General features: G+C 74.3%; 14 protein-coding genes. 2 read left to right on the top strand and 12 right to left on the bottom strand.

The window, feature by feature from the left end:
- Positions 1–9 precede the first annotated feature (9 nt).
- The 3 genes from argJ to argC are packed head-to-tail and all read right to left on the bottom strand — an operon-like array spanning position 10 to position 2,614.
- Positions 10–1,164 carry a bifunctional glutamate N-acetyltransferase/amino-acid acetyltransferase ArgJ gene (gene argJ / locus EPD83_RS06845; protein WP_205859442.1) on the bottom strand — a complete coding sequence of 385 codons (1,155 nt, stop codon included), beginning with the start codon at positions 1,162–1,164 and terminating at the stop codon, positions 10–12.
- Positions 1,164–1,568, bottom strand: coding sequence for an ACT domain-containing protein (locus tag EPD83_RS06840; protein WP_128368021.1), 405 nt, complete (start codon positions 1,566–1,568; stop codon positions 1,164–1,166). Before EPD83_RS06840 ends, argJ begins: the two co-directional genes overlap by 1 nt.
- Positions 1,569–1,573: 5 nt before the next feature.
- Positions 1,574–2,614 carry an N-acetyl-gamma-glutamyl-phosphate reductase gene (gene argC / locus EPD83_RS06835; protein ID WP_165566390.1) on the bottom strand — a complete coding sequence of 347 codons (1,041 nt, stop codon included), beginning with the start codon at positions 2,612–2,614 and terminating at the stop codon, positions 1,574–1,576.
- Positions 2,615–2,713: 99 nt separating this feature from the next.
- Between argC and EPD83_RS06830 the strand changes: the two genes are divergently transcribed.
- On the top strand, positions 2,714–3,565 hold the full coding sequence (locus EPD83_RS06830; RefSeq protein WP_128367070.1) for a class I SAM-dependent methyltransferase: 852 nt from the start codon (positions 2,714–2,716) through the stop codon (positions 3,563–3,565).
- A 4-nt stretch (positions 3,566–3,569) separates the two neighbouring features.
- Here the strand turns inward: EPD83_RS06830 and EPD83_RS06825 are convergent, their stop codons facing one another.
- The 4 genes from EPD83_RS06825 to EPD83_RS06810 form a co-directional block, all read right to left on the bottom strand.
- Positions 3,570–4,385 (bottom strand): SDR family oxidoreductase, encoded by an 816-nt coding sequence (locus EPD83_RS06825; RefSeq protein ID WP_235950386.1) that lies wholly within the window; start codon positions 4,383–4,385, stop codon positions 3,570–3,572.
- Positions 4,382–6,931 (bottom strand): phenylalanine--tRNA ligase subunit beta, encoded by a 2,550-nt coding sequence (pheT, locus tag EPD83_RS06820; protein ID WP_128367071.1) that lies wholly within the window; start codon positions 6,929–6,931, stop codon positions 4,382–4,384. The genes EPD83_RS06825 and pheT overlap by 4 nt, the downstream gene beginning before the upstream one ends.
- On the bottom strand, positions 6,931–8,025 hold the full coding sequence (gene pheS / locus EPD83_RS06815; protein ID WP_165566389.1) for a phenylalanine--tRNA ligase subunit alpha: 1,095 nt from the start codon (positions 8,023–8,025) through the stop codon (positions 6,931–6,933). Before pheS ends, pheT begins: the two co-directional genes overlap by 1 nt.
- 217 nt (positions 8,026–8,242) lie before the next feature.
- On the bottom strand, positions 8,243–9,433 hold the full coding sequence (locus tag EPD83_RS06810) for an MFS transporter (protein WP_235950390.1): 1,191 nt from the start codon (positions 9,431–9,433) through the stop codon (positions 8,243–8,245).
- A 163-nt stretch (positions 9,434–9,596) separates the two neighbouring features.
- Between EPD83_RS06810 and EPD83_RS06805 the strand changes: the two genes are divergently transcribed.
- Positions 9,597–11,171 carry a catalase gene (locus EPD83_RS06805; protein WP_128366782.1) on the top strand — a complete coding sequence of 525 codons (1,575 nt, stop codon included), beginning with the start codon at positions 9,597–9,599 and terminating at the stop codon, positions 11,169–11,171.
- 84 nt (positions 11,172–11,255) lie between these two features.
- Here the strand turns inward: EPD83_RS06805 and EPD83_RS06800 are convergent, their stop codons facing one another.
- From EPD83_RS06800 to infC, 5 genes are read right to left on the bottom strand one after another with little or no spacing between them, the layout of a single operon-like run.
- A complete protein-coding gene (locus tag EPD83_RS06800; protein ID WP_128366783.1) occupies positions 11,256–12,326 on the bottom strand; it encodes a sensor histidine kinase in 1,071 nt (356 codons plus the stop codon).
- Between the two features lie 9 nt (positions 12,327–12,335).
- The gene (locus EPD83_RS06795; RefSeq protein WP_128366786.1) at positions 12,336–13,142 is read right to left on the bottom strand and encodes a TrmH family RNA methyltransferase; all 807 of its coding nucleotides are present in this window, start codon (positions 13,140–13,142) and stop codon (positions 12,336–12,338) included.
- 17 nt (positions 13,143–13,159) lie between these two features.
- On the bottom strand, positions 13,160–13,537 hold the full coding sequence (gene rplT, locus EPD83_RS06790) for a 50S ribosomal protein L20 (protein WP_128366784.1): 378 nt from the start codon (positions 13,535–13,537) through the stop codon (positions 13,160–13,162).
- 44 nt (positions 13,538–13,581) lie between these two features.
- Positions 13,582–13,776, bottom strand: coding sequence for a 50S ribosomal protein L35 (rpmI, locus tag EPD83_RS06785; RefSeq protein WP_128366785.1), 195 nt, complete (start codon positions 13,774–13,776; stop codon positions 13,582–13,584).
- 45 nt (positions 13,777–13,821) lie between these two features.
- Positions 13,822–14,469 (bottom strand): translation initiation factor IF-3, encoded by a 648-nt coding sequence (gene infC, locus EPD83_RS06780; protein ID WP_205859441.1) that lies wholly within the window; start codon positions 14,467–14,469, stop codon positions 13,822–13,824.
- Positions 14,470–14,584 lie beyond the last annotated feature (115 nt).

The following is a 14,584-nucleotide window of genomic DNA, read 5'->3' as shown; positions in this document are numbered from 1 at the left end:
TCCTGCGGGTCAGGTGGAGTACGCGGAGTTCTCGTGGACGTAGTCGTGGGTGAGGTCGTTGGTCCACACCGTGACGGTCTCGTCGCCGGCGTGCAGGTCGACGAGGACGTGCACCTCGCGCGCGGCGAGGTCGACGAGGTCCCGGCTCTCCCCCACGCCGCCCGCCCGGCAGACCTGCACGCCGTTCATCGACACGTCGAGCGTCGCGGGGTCGAAGGCGGCCCCGGTGGTGCCGACCGCGGCGAGCACGCGGCCCCAGTTGGGGTCGCCGCCGAAGACCGCGCACTTGAAGAGGTTGTTGCGGGCCACGGAGCGGGCGACCTCGAGGCCGTCCGCCTCGCTGGCCGCGCCGCGGATCTCGACGGCGATGTCGTGGTGGGCGCCCTCGGCGTCGGCGACGAGCTGCCGGGCCAGGTCGGCGCACACGGCGGTGACGGCCTCGGTGAGCTCGCCTGCGTCGGGGGTGGACCCCGACGCGCCCGAGGCGAGCAGGACGACGGTGTCGTTGGTCGACATGCACCCGTCGGAGTCGACGCGGTCGAAGGTCGTGCGGGTGGCCTCGCGCAGGGCGCTGTCGAGCGCCGCGGCGTCGGGGACCACGGCGTCGGTGGTGACGACGACGAGCATCGTCGCCAGGGCCGGGGCCAGCATGCCCGCCCCCTTGGCCATGCCGCCGACCGACCAGCCGTCGCGGGCCGCGGTCGCGGTCTTGGGCACCGAGTCCGTCGTCATGATCGCCTCGGCCGCCTCGCCCCCGCCGTCGGCGGCCAGGGCGGCGTGGGCGGCGTCGACCCCGCCGAGGAGTCGCTCCATGGGCAGCCGCTCGCCGATGAGCCCCGTGGAGCACACGACGACGTCCCCGGCCGCGACGCCGAGGGCCGCGGCGACGTGCTCGGCCGTGACGTGGGTGTCCTGGAAGCCCGGCGCCCCGGTGCACGCGTTGGCGCCGCCGCTGTTGAGGACGACGACGTCGGCGCGGCCGTCCGCCACGACGGTGCGCGACCACGTGACGGGGGCGGCCTCGACCCGGTTCCCGGTGAACACGGCGGCGGCGTGGTGGTCGGGCCCGTCGTTGACGACGAGCGCGACGTCGGGCCGGCCGGAGGCCTTGAGCCCGGCGACGACGCCGGAGGCGCGGAACCCGCGCGGGGCGGTGACGGACATCAGGACCTCTTCCCGTCGAGGGTGGTGGGGGTGACGACGAACCCCGCGCGGCGCCAGACCCGTGAGGCGTCGTCGGTCCGGGTGGCGGGCACGAGGACCCAGTCGGTGTCGAAGGTCGACAGGCCGAGGACGGAGATGCCGGCGTCGACGAGCGGCGCGAGGACCTCGGCGAAGACGCCGACGGCGGAGAAGTCCAGCGGGCCGGCCACCTCGACGGCCCGGAACGGCCCCTCGGACCGCGCGCCCGCGGGGACGGCCGCGCTCGCGCACACGACGGAGGTCTCGTCCGCCGTGCGGGTCAGCGAGGCCAGCGGGCCGCTGCGCCAGTCGAAGGCGGGGTCCTCCCCGCTCGGCAGCCGGACGACGGCGACGTCCTCGGGGTGCTCCATGAGGTGCAGCGGCATCGCGCTCACGGGGCCACCCCCGCGACGGGCAGGCCCGTGGCCTCGGGCAGCCCGAGGGCGAGGTTGAGGCACTGGACGGCGGCGCCGGCGGTGCCCTTGGCGAGGTTGTCGACGGCGGCGACGACGACGACCCGCCCGGTGCGCTCGTCGAGGGTCACCTGGACGTGGACGCAGTTCGAGCCGAGCACGCTCGACGTGTTCGGCCACGTGCCCTCGGGGAGGAGGTGGACGAAGGGCTCGTCGAGGTAGGCGGTCTCCCAGGCTGCGCGCACCTGCGCGGCGTCCGTGCCGGGGACGGCCCGGGCGGTGCACGTCGCGAGGATCCCGCGCGGCATCGGGGCCAGGGTGGGCGTGAAGGACACCGTGACGTCACCGGCGCCGCAGGCCGAGAGGTTCTGCTCGATCTCCGGGGTGTGCCGGTGGACGCCGCCGACGCCGTACGGGGACATCGAGCCCATGACCTCCGAGCCCAGCAGGTGCGCCTTGAGCGATCGGCCGGCCCCCGAGGTGCCGGAGGCGGCGACGACGACGACGTCCTCCGGGGACACCACGCCCCCGGCGAGGCCCGGCGCCAGCGCGAGCGACACGGCGGTCGGGTAGCACCCGGGGACCGCGATCCGGGTGGCGCCGGCCAGGGCGTCGCGCTGCTTGCCCTCGGCAGTCGGGAGCTCGGGCATGCCGTAGGGCCAGGACCCGGCGTGCGAAGTGTCGTAGAACGTCGTCCAGGCCTGCGCGTCGCGCAGCCGGAAGTCGGCGCCGCAGTCGACGACCACGACGTCGTCGGGGAGCTGCTCGGCGATGGCCGCGGAGTGCCCGTGCGGCAGGGCGAGGACCACCGCGTCGTGGCCGGAGAGCACCTCGACGGTGGTCTCCTCGAGCACGCGGTCGGCCAGCGGGGTGAGGTGGGGGTGGACCGAGCCGAGGGTGCTCCCGGCGTTCCCGCCGGCGGTGAGCGCACCGACCTCGAGCTGGGGGTGGGCGAGCAGGAGGCGGAGGACCTCGCCTCCGGCGTACCCGCTGGCTCCGGCGACGGCGACCTGCTGCATGTGCATGACCATACAGTGACACTGAAAAGTATGCAAAGCGGCGCAGCGCCGCGGCCAACCCGCTGGCACCGGACCGGGTCGCCCGTCGACCATAGCGGTATGCCCGAGGAGAGAGCACGGCGTCAGGACGAGGTCGACGCCCGTGTCCGCGCCTACTACGGGTCCGAGTTCGCCGAGGCCGACCGGCTCACGGACCGGTCCGGGCAGGGCCTCCTGGAGCTGCACCGGACCCAGTCGCTCGTCACGGCCCGGGTGCCGGCAGGCTCCGCGGTGATCGACGTCGGCGGCGGGCCGGGGGCCCATGCCGCCCTCCTGGCCCGGCGCGGGGACCGGGTCGTCCTCGTCGACCCGGTGCCCGAGCACGTCGCCCGGGCGGCCGAGCACGGGACCTTCCTCGCCCGGGTCGGTGACGCCCGGGAGCTCCCCGACGGTGACGACTCCTACGACGCCGCCCTGCTCCTGGGTCCGCTCTACCACCTGCTCGAGCGGGCCGACCGGCTGCAGGCGCTGCGCGAGGCGGCTCGCGTCGTCCGCCCGGGCGGCTGGGTCTTCGCCGCGGCGGTGTCCCGGCTCACCACCGTCGCCTGGGTCACCGCTCTCCAGCCGGCGCTGCTGCGCGCCGCCGGACGACCGGTGCCCGAGCGCGACCCCCTCCCGCCGTCCTGGGACCGGCTGGTGGCCGAGGGCCGGGGCGGGCTGTCGGCGACCGGGTTCCCCGGCGGCCACTTCCACCTCGCGGACGAGCTCGAGGAGGAGGTCGGCGCGGCGGGTCTGGTCGAGGTCGAGGTCGTCGGGCTCGAGGGTCCGGCCGCGCTGGCCCTCGACGTCACCGGCCGCTCGGACCCCGCCCTGGTCGCGGCCGCCGACCTGCTGGCGGACGCCTTCGCCGGGCACGCCGGCACCCGGGACCTCAGCCCGCACCTGCTGGCGCTCGCCCGGGTTCCGGGCTGAGCCGTCAGCGCAGGGGGTCGTCCTCGCGCAGGACGAGGTCGAGGGTCCGCTCGCGCTCGTCGAGCCCGCGCTCGGCCATGGCCCGCAGGGAGTCGACGGTGTCGACGCCGGCGCGCACGAACCGCCCGGAGAACGCGTCGAGCTCGCCGGCGGCCATCGCGAGGACGAGGGCGGTGACCTCCTCGGGGCTGGTCCACTCGGTGCGGTCGGCGTGCGCCTCCATGCCCTCGGTCATGTCGGTGCGGACGACCCCGGGCATGAGGTCGAAGGCGCGGACCCCGTGCTCGCGCCCGGCCAGGTGCGTCGACCCGGTGATCCTCGCCAGCGCCGTCTTCGACACGTTGTAGCCCGTCGCGACCTCAGCCGCCCGCCGGCCGGCGCCGGAGTTGAGGTTCACCACCCGCCCGCCGCCTCTCGCGACGAGGTGCGGCGCGACGAGCCACGTCATGAGGTAGGCCCCGAGGACGTTGACCTCCTGGGTGTGCCACCACTGCTCGGGGTCGGAGGCGAGGAGGTCGACCTCGTCGTCGATGACCCCGGCGTTGTTGACGAGCAGGTCGATCCGCCCGTGCCGCTCGACGATCTCGTCCACCCAGGACGTCAGCGCGGCGCGGTCGGTGACCGGCGCGACCGTCGAGGAGCCCCGCTCGACCGCCCAGCCGGCGTCCTCGAGGGCGTTCGCGACCGACCGGCCGATGCCGCGGGAGGCTCCGGTGACGACCGCGACGGGATGCCCGCCGCGGCCGGCCTCGGCGTCGGTGTCCGGCTCGGGCGTGACGTCGCCGTCGTCGTCCACCGGCTCGTCGATGACGTCGCTCACGCGCGCTGCACCGCCCCGTGCGCCTCGGCCGCTGCCGCGACGGCGGCGTCACGGAGCCGCGAGACCTCCTCGGTCGTCATCGTTCGGTCGGGCGCGCGGAAGGTCAGCCGGTAGGCCAGCGAGCGCCTGCCCGCTCCGACCTGGTCGCCCTCGTAGACGTCGAAGAGGCGCACCTCCTCCAGCAGGTCGCCGCCGCCGGAGACGAGCGCGTCGTGCACCTGCGCGGCCGGCACCGCGGCGTCGACGACGAGCGCGACGTCGCTCTGCGCCATCGGGTACGTCGCGAGCGTCCTCGCCCGCACCGTGCGGTCGGCCGCGGCGGTGAGGACGTCGAGGTCGAGCTCGCCGCCGACGGTCCGCGCGGGCAGCCCGAGGGCCGCGACGACCTTGGGGTGCAGCTCGCCGACGTGGCCGACGACCGTGCCGTCGGCGAGGGCGACCCGGGCGCAGCGGCCCGGGTGCCAGGGCAGGACGGCGTCCGCGGTGACGACGACCTCGACCGCCAGCGCCTCGGCGAGCGCCTGCACGAGCTCCACGACGTCGGTGACGTCGGCCCGGCGGCCGGCGCCCCACCAGCCGGCGCGGTCGGCGTCGCCGGTCAGGAGCATCGCGACGTGCCGCGGCTGCGGGGGGACCGCGGCGCGGACCGCCGCCAGCACCTCCTCGCTCGGCCGCACGCCGACGTCCTCGGTCGGGGCCTGCTGCTGCGGGCCGTCGAGGGCGGTGACGAGACCGACCTCGAACAGCCCGACGTCCTTGGCGCCGCGCGAGGTGTTGCGGCGCACGGCGTCGACCATCGTCGACAGGAGGCTCGTCCGCATCCACGGCTGCTCGTCCGAGAGCGGGTTGGCGATCCGCACCGTCCGTGCCGTCTCGGCGTCCACGTCCAGCCCGAGCGCCGCCAGCCGGTCGGTGCCGACGAAGGGTGCGCCCCAGACCTCTGACAGCCCGCGGGCGGCCAGCAGGTCGGCGACGAGCCGCCGGACCCGCTGGCCGTGCGTGAGCCCGGAGCCGCCGGGCGGGGTCGGCAGCACCGACGGGATGGTCGCGTAGCCCTCGATCCGCGCGACCTCCTCGACGAGGTCCTCGGCCGTCGTGAGGTCCGGCCGCCAGGTCGGCGGGAGCACGGTCAGCGCGTCGCCGTCGCCGTCGACGGCGCAGCCGATGTCGGTGAGCACGCGCACGACGGTCTCCCGGTCGTAGGCCACGCCGACGAGGCGCGAGGGGAAGCCGGCGTCCATCGTGACCGGGGCCGGCTGCGGGGCCGACCCGGCGTCGGTGACCTCCTCGCCCGCGGTGGCGCCGCCGTACTCGACGAGCAGCTCGACCGCGAGCTGCAGCGCGGCGGGCGCGAGCTCGGGGTCGACGCCGCGCTCGAACCGGCGCGAGGCCTCGGACGGCAGCCGGTGCCGCCGGGCCGTCCGGGCGATGGTCACGGGGTCGAAGTGCGCGGCCTCGAGGAGGACGTCGGTCGTCGTCCCGGAGACCTCGGTGCTCGCCCCGCCCATGACGCCGGCGATCCCGATGGGGGTCTCGCCCCCGTCGGTGATGACGAGGTCCTCGGGGTCGAGCGCGCGGTCGGCGTCGTCGAGGGTGGTGATGCGCTCCCCCGGCCGGGCCCGCCGCACGACGATCCGCTCGCCCAGCGTCGCCAGGTCGTAGGCGTGCAGCGGCTGGCCGAGCCCGAGCATCACGTAGTTCGTCACGTCGACGGCCAGCGAGATCGGGCGCATGCCGGCCTCGGTGAGGCGGGTCCGCATCCAGCCGGGCGACGGCGCCGAGACGTCGAGGCCCCGGACGACGCGGGCGTTGAACCGGTCGCACCCGGCGCGGCCCCGGATCGGGGCGTCGTCGGCGAGCTCGACCGGGTAGCCGTGCTCGCTCGGGGGCGGCACGCGGGTCGCGAGGTCGGCGACCGGGTCGGAGAACTCCGCCCCGGTCGCGTGGCCGTACTCGCGGGCGACCCCGCGCACCGAGAAGCAGTAGCCGCGGTCGGGGGTGACGTTGACCTCGACGGTCTCGCGGTCCAGCCCCAGCAGCGCGACGGCGTCGGCGCCCGGGACGCACCGCGCGAGCATCGCCTCGTCGCCGGCGTAGCGGCGGTCCAGGACGATGATCCCGTCGTGGTCCTCGCCGAGCCCGAGCTCACGCTCGGAGCAGATCATCCCGGCCGACACGTGGCCGTAGGTCTTGCGGGCGGAGACCTTCAGCGGGCCCTGCGGGGTGGGCAGGACGCCGCCGGGGAGGACGACGACGACGAGGTCGCCCGCGGCGAAGTTGTGCGCGCCGCAGACGATGCCCTGGGGCTCGCCGGTGCCGTTCGCGTCGCCGACGTCGACCTGGCACCAGTTGATCGTCTTCCCGTTCTTCTGCGGCTCGGCGACGAGGGACAGCACGCGCCCGACGACGAGCGGGCCGGTGACGCCGCCGCGGTGGACCGCCTCCTCCTCGAGCCCGACGGACACGAGGTCGGCGGCGATGCCGACCCCGGTGGCGTCGCTCGGGACGGCGACGTACTCGCGCAGCCAGTCGACGGGAACCCGCATCAGATCTCCATCCCGAACTGCGCGTCGAAGCGCACGTCACCCTCGATCATGTCCCGCATGTCGCTGACGCCCGTCCGGAACATCAGCGCGCGGTCGACCCCCATGCCGAACGCGAACCCGGTGTAGCGGTCGGGGTCGACGCCGCAGGCCAGCAGCACGTTGCGGTTGACCATCCCGCAGCCGCCCCACTCGATCCAGCCGGTGCCCTTGCAGGTGCGGCAGTCGGGGTCCTCGCCGCGGCACACGAAGCAGCGCAGGTCCATCTCGGCGCTGGGCTCGGTGAAGGGGAAGTACGACGGGCGCAGGCGCGTGGTGATGCCGTCGCCGAACAGCTCGGCGGCCAGCCGGTCCAGCGTGCCCTTGAGGTGGGCCATGGTGATGCCCTCGTCGACCGCGAGGCCCTCGACCTGGTGGAAGGCCGGCATGTGCGTCGCGTCGAGCTCGTCGGTGCGGAACACCCGCCCGATGGCGGCGACGTAGACCGGCACCCCCCGCTCGAGCAGCGTGCGCGCCTGGACCGGCGAGGTGTGCGTGCGCAGGACGAGCCCGTCGCCCGGCGGGTCGACGTAGAAGGTGTCCTGCATCTGGCGCGCCGGGTGGTCGGCGTCGAAGTTCAGGGCGTCGAAGTTGAACCACTCGGCCTCGATCTCCGGGCCCTCGGCCACCTCCCAGCCCATCCCGGTGAAGAGGTCGGCGATCCGCTCGGACATCAGCGCGATCGGGTGACGGCGCCCCATCGGGCGGCGGCCCGGGGGCAGCGTGACGTCGACCGCCTCCTCGACGAGGATGCGCTCGTCGCGCTCGGCCTCGAGCTCGGCCTGGCGGGCGGCGAAGGCCTGCCCGACCCGGCCGCGGGCCTGGCCGACCCGCTTGCCGGCCTCGGCCTTGGCGCTGGGCGGCAGCGCGCCGATCTCCCGGTTGGCGAGCGCGAGGGGGCTCTTGTCGCCCTGGTGCGCGCCGCGGACGGCCTTGAGCTCCTCGAGGGTGCTCGCGCCGGCGGCGGCGGCGAGCGCCTGCTCGACCGCGGCGTCGACGGCCGCGGGGTCGAGGGCGGCGACCTCGACGGGGTCGTAGCTGGTGTTGGGTCCGGACATCGTCCTGCTTCCACGTCTCGTCGGCGGGCGCGCCCGAGTCTAGGCAGGCGCGCGGGTGGTCGGGCACGGCCCCTGGGCGGTGGGGTCGCCGCGGCGCGAGTGCCGCCGGCGGGAGGGTGCGGCGCTCAGGACGCGCGCGACTCCGGGCCCAGGGGCCCGGTAAATCGGCGCGGAGCGGTCGGCACGGGCCCAGGGTAGCGGCGAGGGCCCGGGGGCGTCACGCGTGCTGGTCGACGTGGACGTCCTCGGTGGCGGGCCGCCGCGCGACGACCGTCGCGACGAGCCCGACGACGACGCCGACGACCGCGATGGCGACGAACCCGGCCCCGGGACCCCACCGGTCCAGCACGAGGCCCGCGAAGGGCGCGCCCGCGGCGCCGCCCGCCGTCATCGACGAGGAGTGCCAGCCGATGGCCTCCCCCCGGGCGTTGGCGGGCACGAGCCGCGCGACCTCCCCGAGGGTGGCGGTGATGATCGGGGCGCACAGCAGCCCGGCGACGAAGGCGAGGAGGGCCAGCTGCCAGGCCGACCCGGCGAAGGCCATCGGGACGGTCGCGACGGCGAGCCCGACGAGCAGCACCGACCCCGGGACGTCGCGCGAGAGCGCGCCGTAGGCGAGGCCGCCGACGAGCGAGCCCAGGGCCCACAGGGCCAGGACGATGCCGAGCTGCGAGACGCGGTCGAACTCACGCATCGCGGCGACGAAGGTGAGGTCGGACCCGGCGAGGACGACGGTGGACGCGGCGGCGGTGGCGCACACCATGACGAAGCGCGGCCGGATCCACTGCCGGCGCGGGACAGAGCGCGTGCCCGGCGCGTCCTCGTCCTCGCCGCGCAGGGGCGGGTCGAGGTACCAGAGCACGGCGTCGGCGGCCACGCCCGTCATCTGCACGACGAAGAGGACGATCGAGGTGCCCCAGATCGACGCCGCCCAGATGGCGATGGCCGGGGCCAGCATGTAGCAGGCCTCGATGAGGGCCGAGTCCAGCGAGATCGCCGTGCGGCGCTGCTGCTCGGGCGTCGTCGCGATGATCGCCTGGCGGATGATCGAGAAGGACGGCACCGAGAAGACGCCGGCGACGACGACGAGGACGAGCAGGGGCCAGTACCCGACCCAGGGGGCGATGCCCCAGGCCACCCCGGAGAGCAGCAGCGCCGGGGCGACGACCCGCCGCATCCCGAAGCGGTCCAGCAGGTGACCGCGCAACGGGCCGCTGGCCGCGATGGACAGGGTGGCGGCCGCCCCGATGACGCCGGCCTCGGCGTAGCTGCGCCCGAGGGTCGTCACGACGTGGATGCTCACGATGATCGCCGTGGCGAAGACCGGGGTGCGGATGAGGGCCCCGACGACGAGCAACCTGCGCAGCCCCGGGACGGCGAGGGCACGCCGATAGGGCTCGAGGGTCATCGCGGGCACGAGGGACACCCTCTCAGCAGGTGTGCATCACCGCCATCGCAGGCGGGTACCTCTGTGGACGAATGTCACGGACGCCTGTCCTGACTCGTTCCAGAAGAGGGGCTAGCGTGGCAGGCGTACGGAGGGCTCACCCGCACGACCCGAAGGAGCTGCGATGACCACGCCAGACCCCTACGCCGACGAGAGCACCCTGGGCACCCCCACGGGCTCGACGATGGCGAACGGTGCCCCGGCCGAGAGCGACGAGCACAGCCTCAGCCTCTCCCCCGACGGCCCCCTGCTGCTGCACGACGTCCACCTGCTCGACACCCTCGCCCACTTCAACCGCGAGAACATCCCCGAGCGCAAGCCGCACGCCAAGGGCTCCGGCGCCTTCGGCACCTTCGAGTGCACCGAGGACGTCTCGGCCTACACCAAGGCCTCCGTCCTCCAGCAGGGCGCCTCGGTGCGCACCCTGGCCCGGTTCTCGACCGTCGCGGGCGAGCTCGGCTCCCCCGACACCTGGCGGGACGTGCGCGGCTTCTCCCTGCGGTTCTACACCGACGAGGGCAACTGGGACATGGTCGGCAACAACACGCCGGTCTTCTTCGTCAAGGACCCGATGAAGTTCCCGCACTTCATCCGCAGCCAGAAGCGTCTCGCCGACTCCGGTCTGCGCGACGGCACCATGCAGTGGGACTTCTGGACCAACTCGCCCGAGTCGGCCCACCAGGTCACCTACCTCATGGGCGACCGCGGCCTCCCGCGCTCGTGGCGGATGATGAACGGCTACGGCTCGCACACGTACATGACGAGCAACGCCGCCGGCGAGCGCTTCTGGGTGAAGTTCCACTTCCACAGCGACCAGGGCGTCGAGAACCTCACCAACGAGGAGGCCGAGCGCCTCTCCGGTGCCGACTCCGACTTCCACCGCCGCGACCTGTTCGAGGCCATCGACCGGGGCGAGTTCCCGAGCTGGACGATGTACATCCAGGCCATGCCCTACGAGGAGGCGAAGACCTACCGGTTCAACCCGTTCGACCTCACGAAGGTGTGGCCGCACTCGGACTACCCGCTCATCAAGGTGGGGACGTTCACGCTCAACGAGAACCCGGTGAACCACTTCGCGCAGATCGAGCAGGCCGCCTTCGCCCCGAGCAACATCGTGCCGGGCATCGGCTTCTCGCCCGACAAGATGCTGCTGGCCCGGGTGTTCTCCTACGCCGACGCCCACCGGGCCCGGGTGGGCACCAACGCCGAGATGCTGCCGGTCAACCGGCCCATCGACGCCGTGCTGGAGAAGGCCAACCACCACGTGTGGGACGGCGCGATGAACTACGAGGTCAAGGGCGGCCCGACGTACGTCCCGAACAGCGACGGCCGCGGCCACAGCGAGTTCCAGGGCCGGGTGGACGAGAGCTGGGAGGCCGACGGCGAGATCGTCCGGCAGGCCTACACCCTCCACCCGGAGGACGACCACTGGACCCAGGCCGGACAGCTCGTCCGTGACGTGTTCGACGACGATCAGCGGGACCGCTTCGTCGAGACCGTGGCCGGCGCCCTCGGCGACGTCCGCGAGGACGTGTGCGAGCGGGCGTTCGTGTACTGGACCAACGTCGACGCCGAGATCGGCCGGCGCATCCGGGAGCGGGTCGCCGCCGGCGGCGGGGACCCCATCCCCGGGGCCGCCGACGAGGACAAGTCCGAGGTCACCGAGCCCCTGCGGGAGCCCGCCGGGACCTCGGTCTGACTCGGTCCGACTCCACCACCGCGACGACGGCCCGCCCCACCCGGGGGCGGGCCGTCGTCGTCCGTGCGGTGTGTGCGGAGCGGGTCAGTCGCCGTCGGGGAAGGTGGCGCGCAGGGCGGCTCCGCCGGACGGGGCGTCCTCGACGGCCACCTCTCCCCCGTGCGCCTCGACGAGCCCGCGCACGAGGTAGAGCCCCAGGCCGGTGCCGTGCTTGGCGCCGGCCTGCCAGAACCGGGAGAAGACGAGCTCGCGGTGCTCGGGGGCGATGCCGTCGCCCTCGTCGGCGACGACGAGGTCCGCGGCGGCGGGGCCCTCCCACGTCGAGCGCTGCACGGCCACCGAGACCCGGCCGCGGCCGTAGCGCAGGGCGTTGTCGACGAGGTTGGTGAGGATCTGCTCGAAGCGGTCGGGGTCGGCCCAGACCACCTCGACGCCTGGGTCGACGGTGACCTCGAACCGCTCGCGCTCGGTCCCGCTGGCGACGCGCCGCTCGACCTGGGCCTCGAGCCGGGGCAGGACGGTGAGCGGCTGGGCGTGCACGGTGAGCCGGCCGGTGCCGATCCGCGAGGTGTCCAGCAGCTCGGTGATGAGCCGGGTGACCCGGTCGGCGTCGGCCTCGATGGTCTCGAGCATGAGGCGCTTCTGGTCGTCGGTGAAGCGGTCCCAGTTCTTCAGCAGGGTCGAGGAGAAGCCCTTGACGCCGGTGAGCGGGGAGCGCAGCTCGTGGGCCACCGAGGTGAGCAGCGCGGCGCTCTCCTGCTCGGCCCGGCGGCGGCTCTCGGCGTCGCGCAGGCCGAGGACGACCGAGGTCACCGGCTCGCCCCGGCCGGGGCGGACGTACCGCGCCGTGACGAGGAGCTCGCGGCCCGAGGGCAGGACGAGCAGCCGCTCACGGTGCCCGGTGCGGCTCTCCAGCCCCTCCCACGGGTCGCTGATGTCCCACCAGGAGTCGCCGCCGCGGTCCTGCAGGGGCAGCGCCACCCGGATGTCGCGGCCGACGACGTCGGCGGCGGCCAGGCCGGTGACGGCCTCGGCGCGGCTGTTCATGAAGCGGACGACCCGGCCGGGTCCCACGGCGGCGACGAGGCCGTCGGGGATGAACTCCAGCCCGTGGGCGGCGAGGTCGTCCGGGACCCTGAACCGCCGCTCCGTCATGGGCGCACGTTACCCCGCGGGTGGGCCGGCGGTGAGGACGCCCGCCGACGCGTACAGGCAGACGGTCGCGGCCATCGCGAGGTTCAGCGACTCGGCGCGGCCGTGGATGGGGACGGCGACGACGTCGTCGCAGCGGGCGCGCACGTCGGCGGGCAGTCCCCAGGCCTCGTTGCCCATGACCCAGCAGTGCGGGACCCCGAGCCGGGCGGCGGTCAGGGACGTGCGTCCGGTGCCGTCCGCGGCGTAGGTCGCGACGCCCGCGCCCGCGAGGTCCTCGAGGGTCTGCCCCAGGTCCAGGCCGGTGACGACGGGCAGGTGGAAGAGGGAGCCGGCGGTCGAGCGCACGACCTTCGGGGCGTGGACGTCGACCGAGCCGTCGGTGACGAGCACGGCGTCCGCTCCGGCCGCGTCGGCCCCGCGGACGACGGTGCCGGCGTTGCCGGGGTCACGCACGCTGCTGAGGAGCACGAGCAGCCGCGGCCGCCCCGCGAGCACGTCCGCGAGCGACGGGGCGGCGGCGTGGACGACGGCGAGCACCCCCTGCGGCGCCTCGGCGTCGGCCATGGCGGCGAGCACCTCGGGGCTCACCTCGTGCACGAAGAGGTCGGCCGCGAGCGCCGGGCCGACGACGTCGTCGGCGTAGCGGTCCGCGGCCTCGGCGGTGACGTAGACGTCCCGGACCCGCTCGGGGGCCCACCGCACGGCCTCGCGCACGCCCTGCGGTCCCTCGACGCAGAAGCGGCCGGTGCGCTCACGCACCGACCGCTTCTGGAGCGCGCGGACCGCCGTGACCCGGTCGGACCGGGGGTTGGTCAGCGCGGGACGCGGGCCGGTCAGGCCGACGCCTTGACCGGGGTCTGCTGGTTCGCCCTCGCGATGTCGACGAGCGCGGCGAACGCGACCTCGTCGTTCACGGCGAGCTCGGCGAGCATCCGACGGTCGACCTCGACCTCCGCGGCCTTGAGGCCCTGGATGAACCGGTTGTACGTCATGCCGTTGGCGCGGGCCGCCGCGTTGATCCGCTGGATCCACAGCCGCCGGAAGTCACCCTTGCGGGCGCGCCGGTCGCGGTAGGCGTAGCCCATGCTGTGCTGGACCTGCTCCTTGGCCTTGCGGTACAGCCGCGAGCGCTGGCCGCGGTAGCCGCTGGCGCGCTCGAGGACGACCCGGCGCTTCTTCTGGGCGTTGACCGCCCGCTTCACGCGTGCCACGTGAGTACTCCTTGATCTGCGTCGTCGTTCGGGGGGTGGTCGGCTCAGCGGCCGAGGAGCTTGTTGACCTTCTTGACGTCCGCGGGCGAGACCTGCACGTCCTTGCTCAGGGCGCGGGCCTTCTGCGGGGTCTTCTCGTGGAACTTGTGCACGTGGCCGGCCTGCTCGCGCATGACCTTGCCCGAGCCGGTGACCCGGAAGCGCTTCTTGGTGCCGCTGTGCGTCTTGTTCTTCGGCATGGTGCCGATCTCCTTGCGTCGTGGGTGGTGCGGTGCGTCGGGGGGTCAGCCGGCGTCGGCGGTCTCGGCCGGCGCGTCCACGGTCTCGTCGACGACCTCGTCCTGCGCGGGGTCGGCCGGCGAGGTCCGGGCCTCGTCGCGCCGCTTGCGCTGCTCGGCCATCGCCTGCGCCTTCTTCTTCGTCGGCGCAAGGACCATGACCATGTTGCGGCCGTCCTGCTTCGGCTGGGACTCGACGGTGCCGAGCTCCGCGACGTCCTCGGCGAGGCGCTGCAGGAGCCGGAAGCCGAGCTCGGGGCGGGACTGCTCACGGCCGCGGAACATGATCGTCACCTTGACCTTGTCCCCGCCGCCGAGGAACCGGACGACGTGGCCCTTCTTGGTGCCGTAGTCGTGCGGGTCGATCTTCGGGCGGAGCTTGATCTCCTTGATGACCGTGTTGACCTGGTTCTTGCGTGCCTCACGGGCCTTCATGGCGGCTTCGTACTTGAACTTGCCGTAGTCCATGAGCTTGGCGACCGGGGGCTTGGCCATCGGGGCGACCTCGACGAGGTCGAGATCCGCCTCCGCCGCGAGACGGAGCGCGTCCTCGACGCGGACGATGCCGACCTGTTCGCCGTTGGGGCCGACCAACCGCACCTCGGGAACCCGGATACGGTCGTTGATGCGTGGCTCGCTGATGTGCTTCTCCATTCGTCGGACTGCTGCTGTGCCGACCGCCACCACGAGAAGAGGCCCCTCGCCGCGGGTGCGCGAGGGGCCTGGGATCCGTCCGGTCGGCAACGGGAGGCCACGGCACGCCGTCAGG

This window comes from Phycicoccus flavus (assembly GCF_004025965.2).
Taxonomy (GTDB): Bacteria; Actinomycetota; Actinomycetes; order Actinomycetales; family Dermatophilaceae; genus Phycicoccus; species Phycicoccus flavus.
This window is presented reverse-complemented; position numbering and strand designations above follow the sequence as displayed.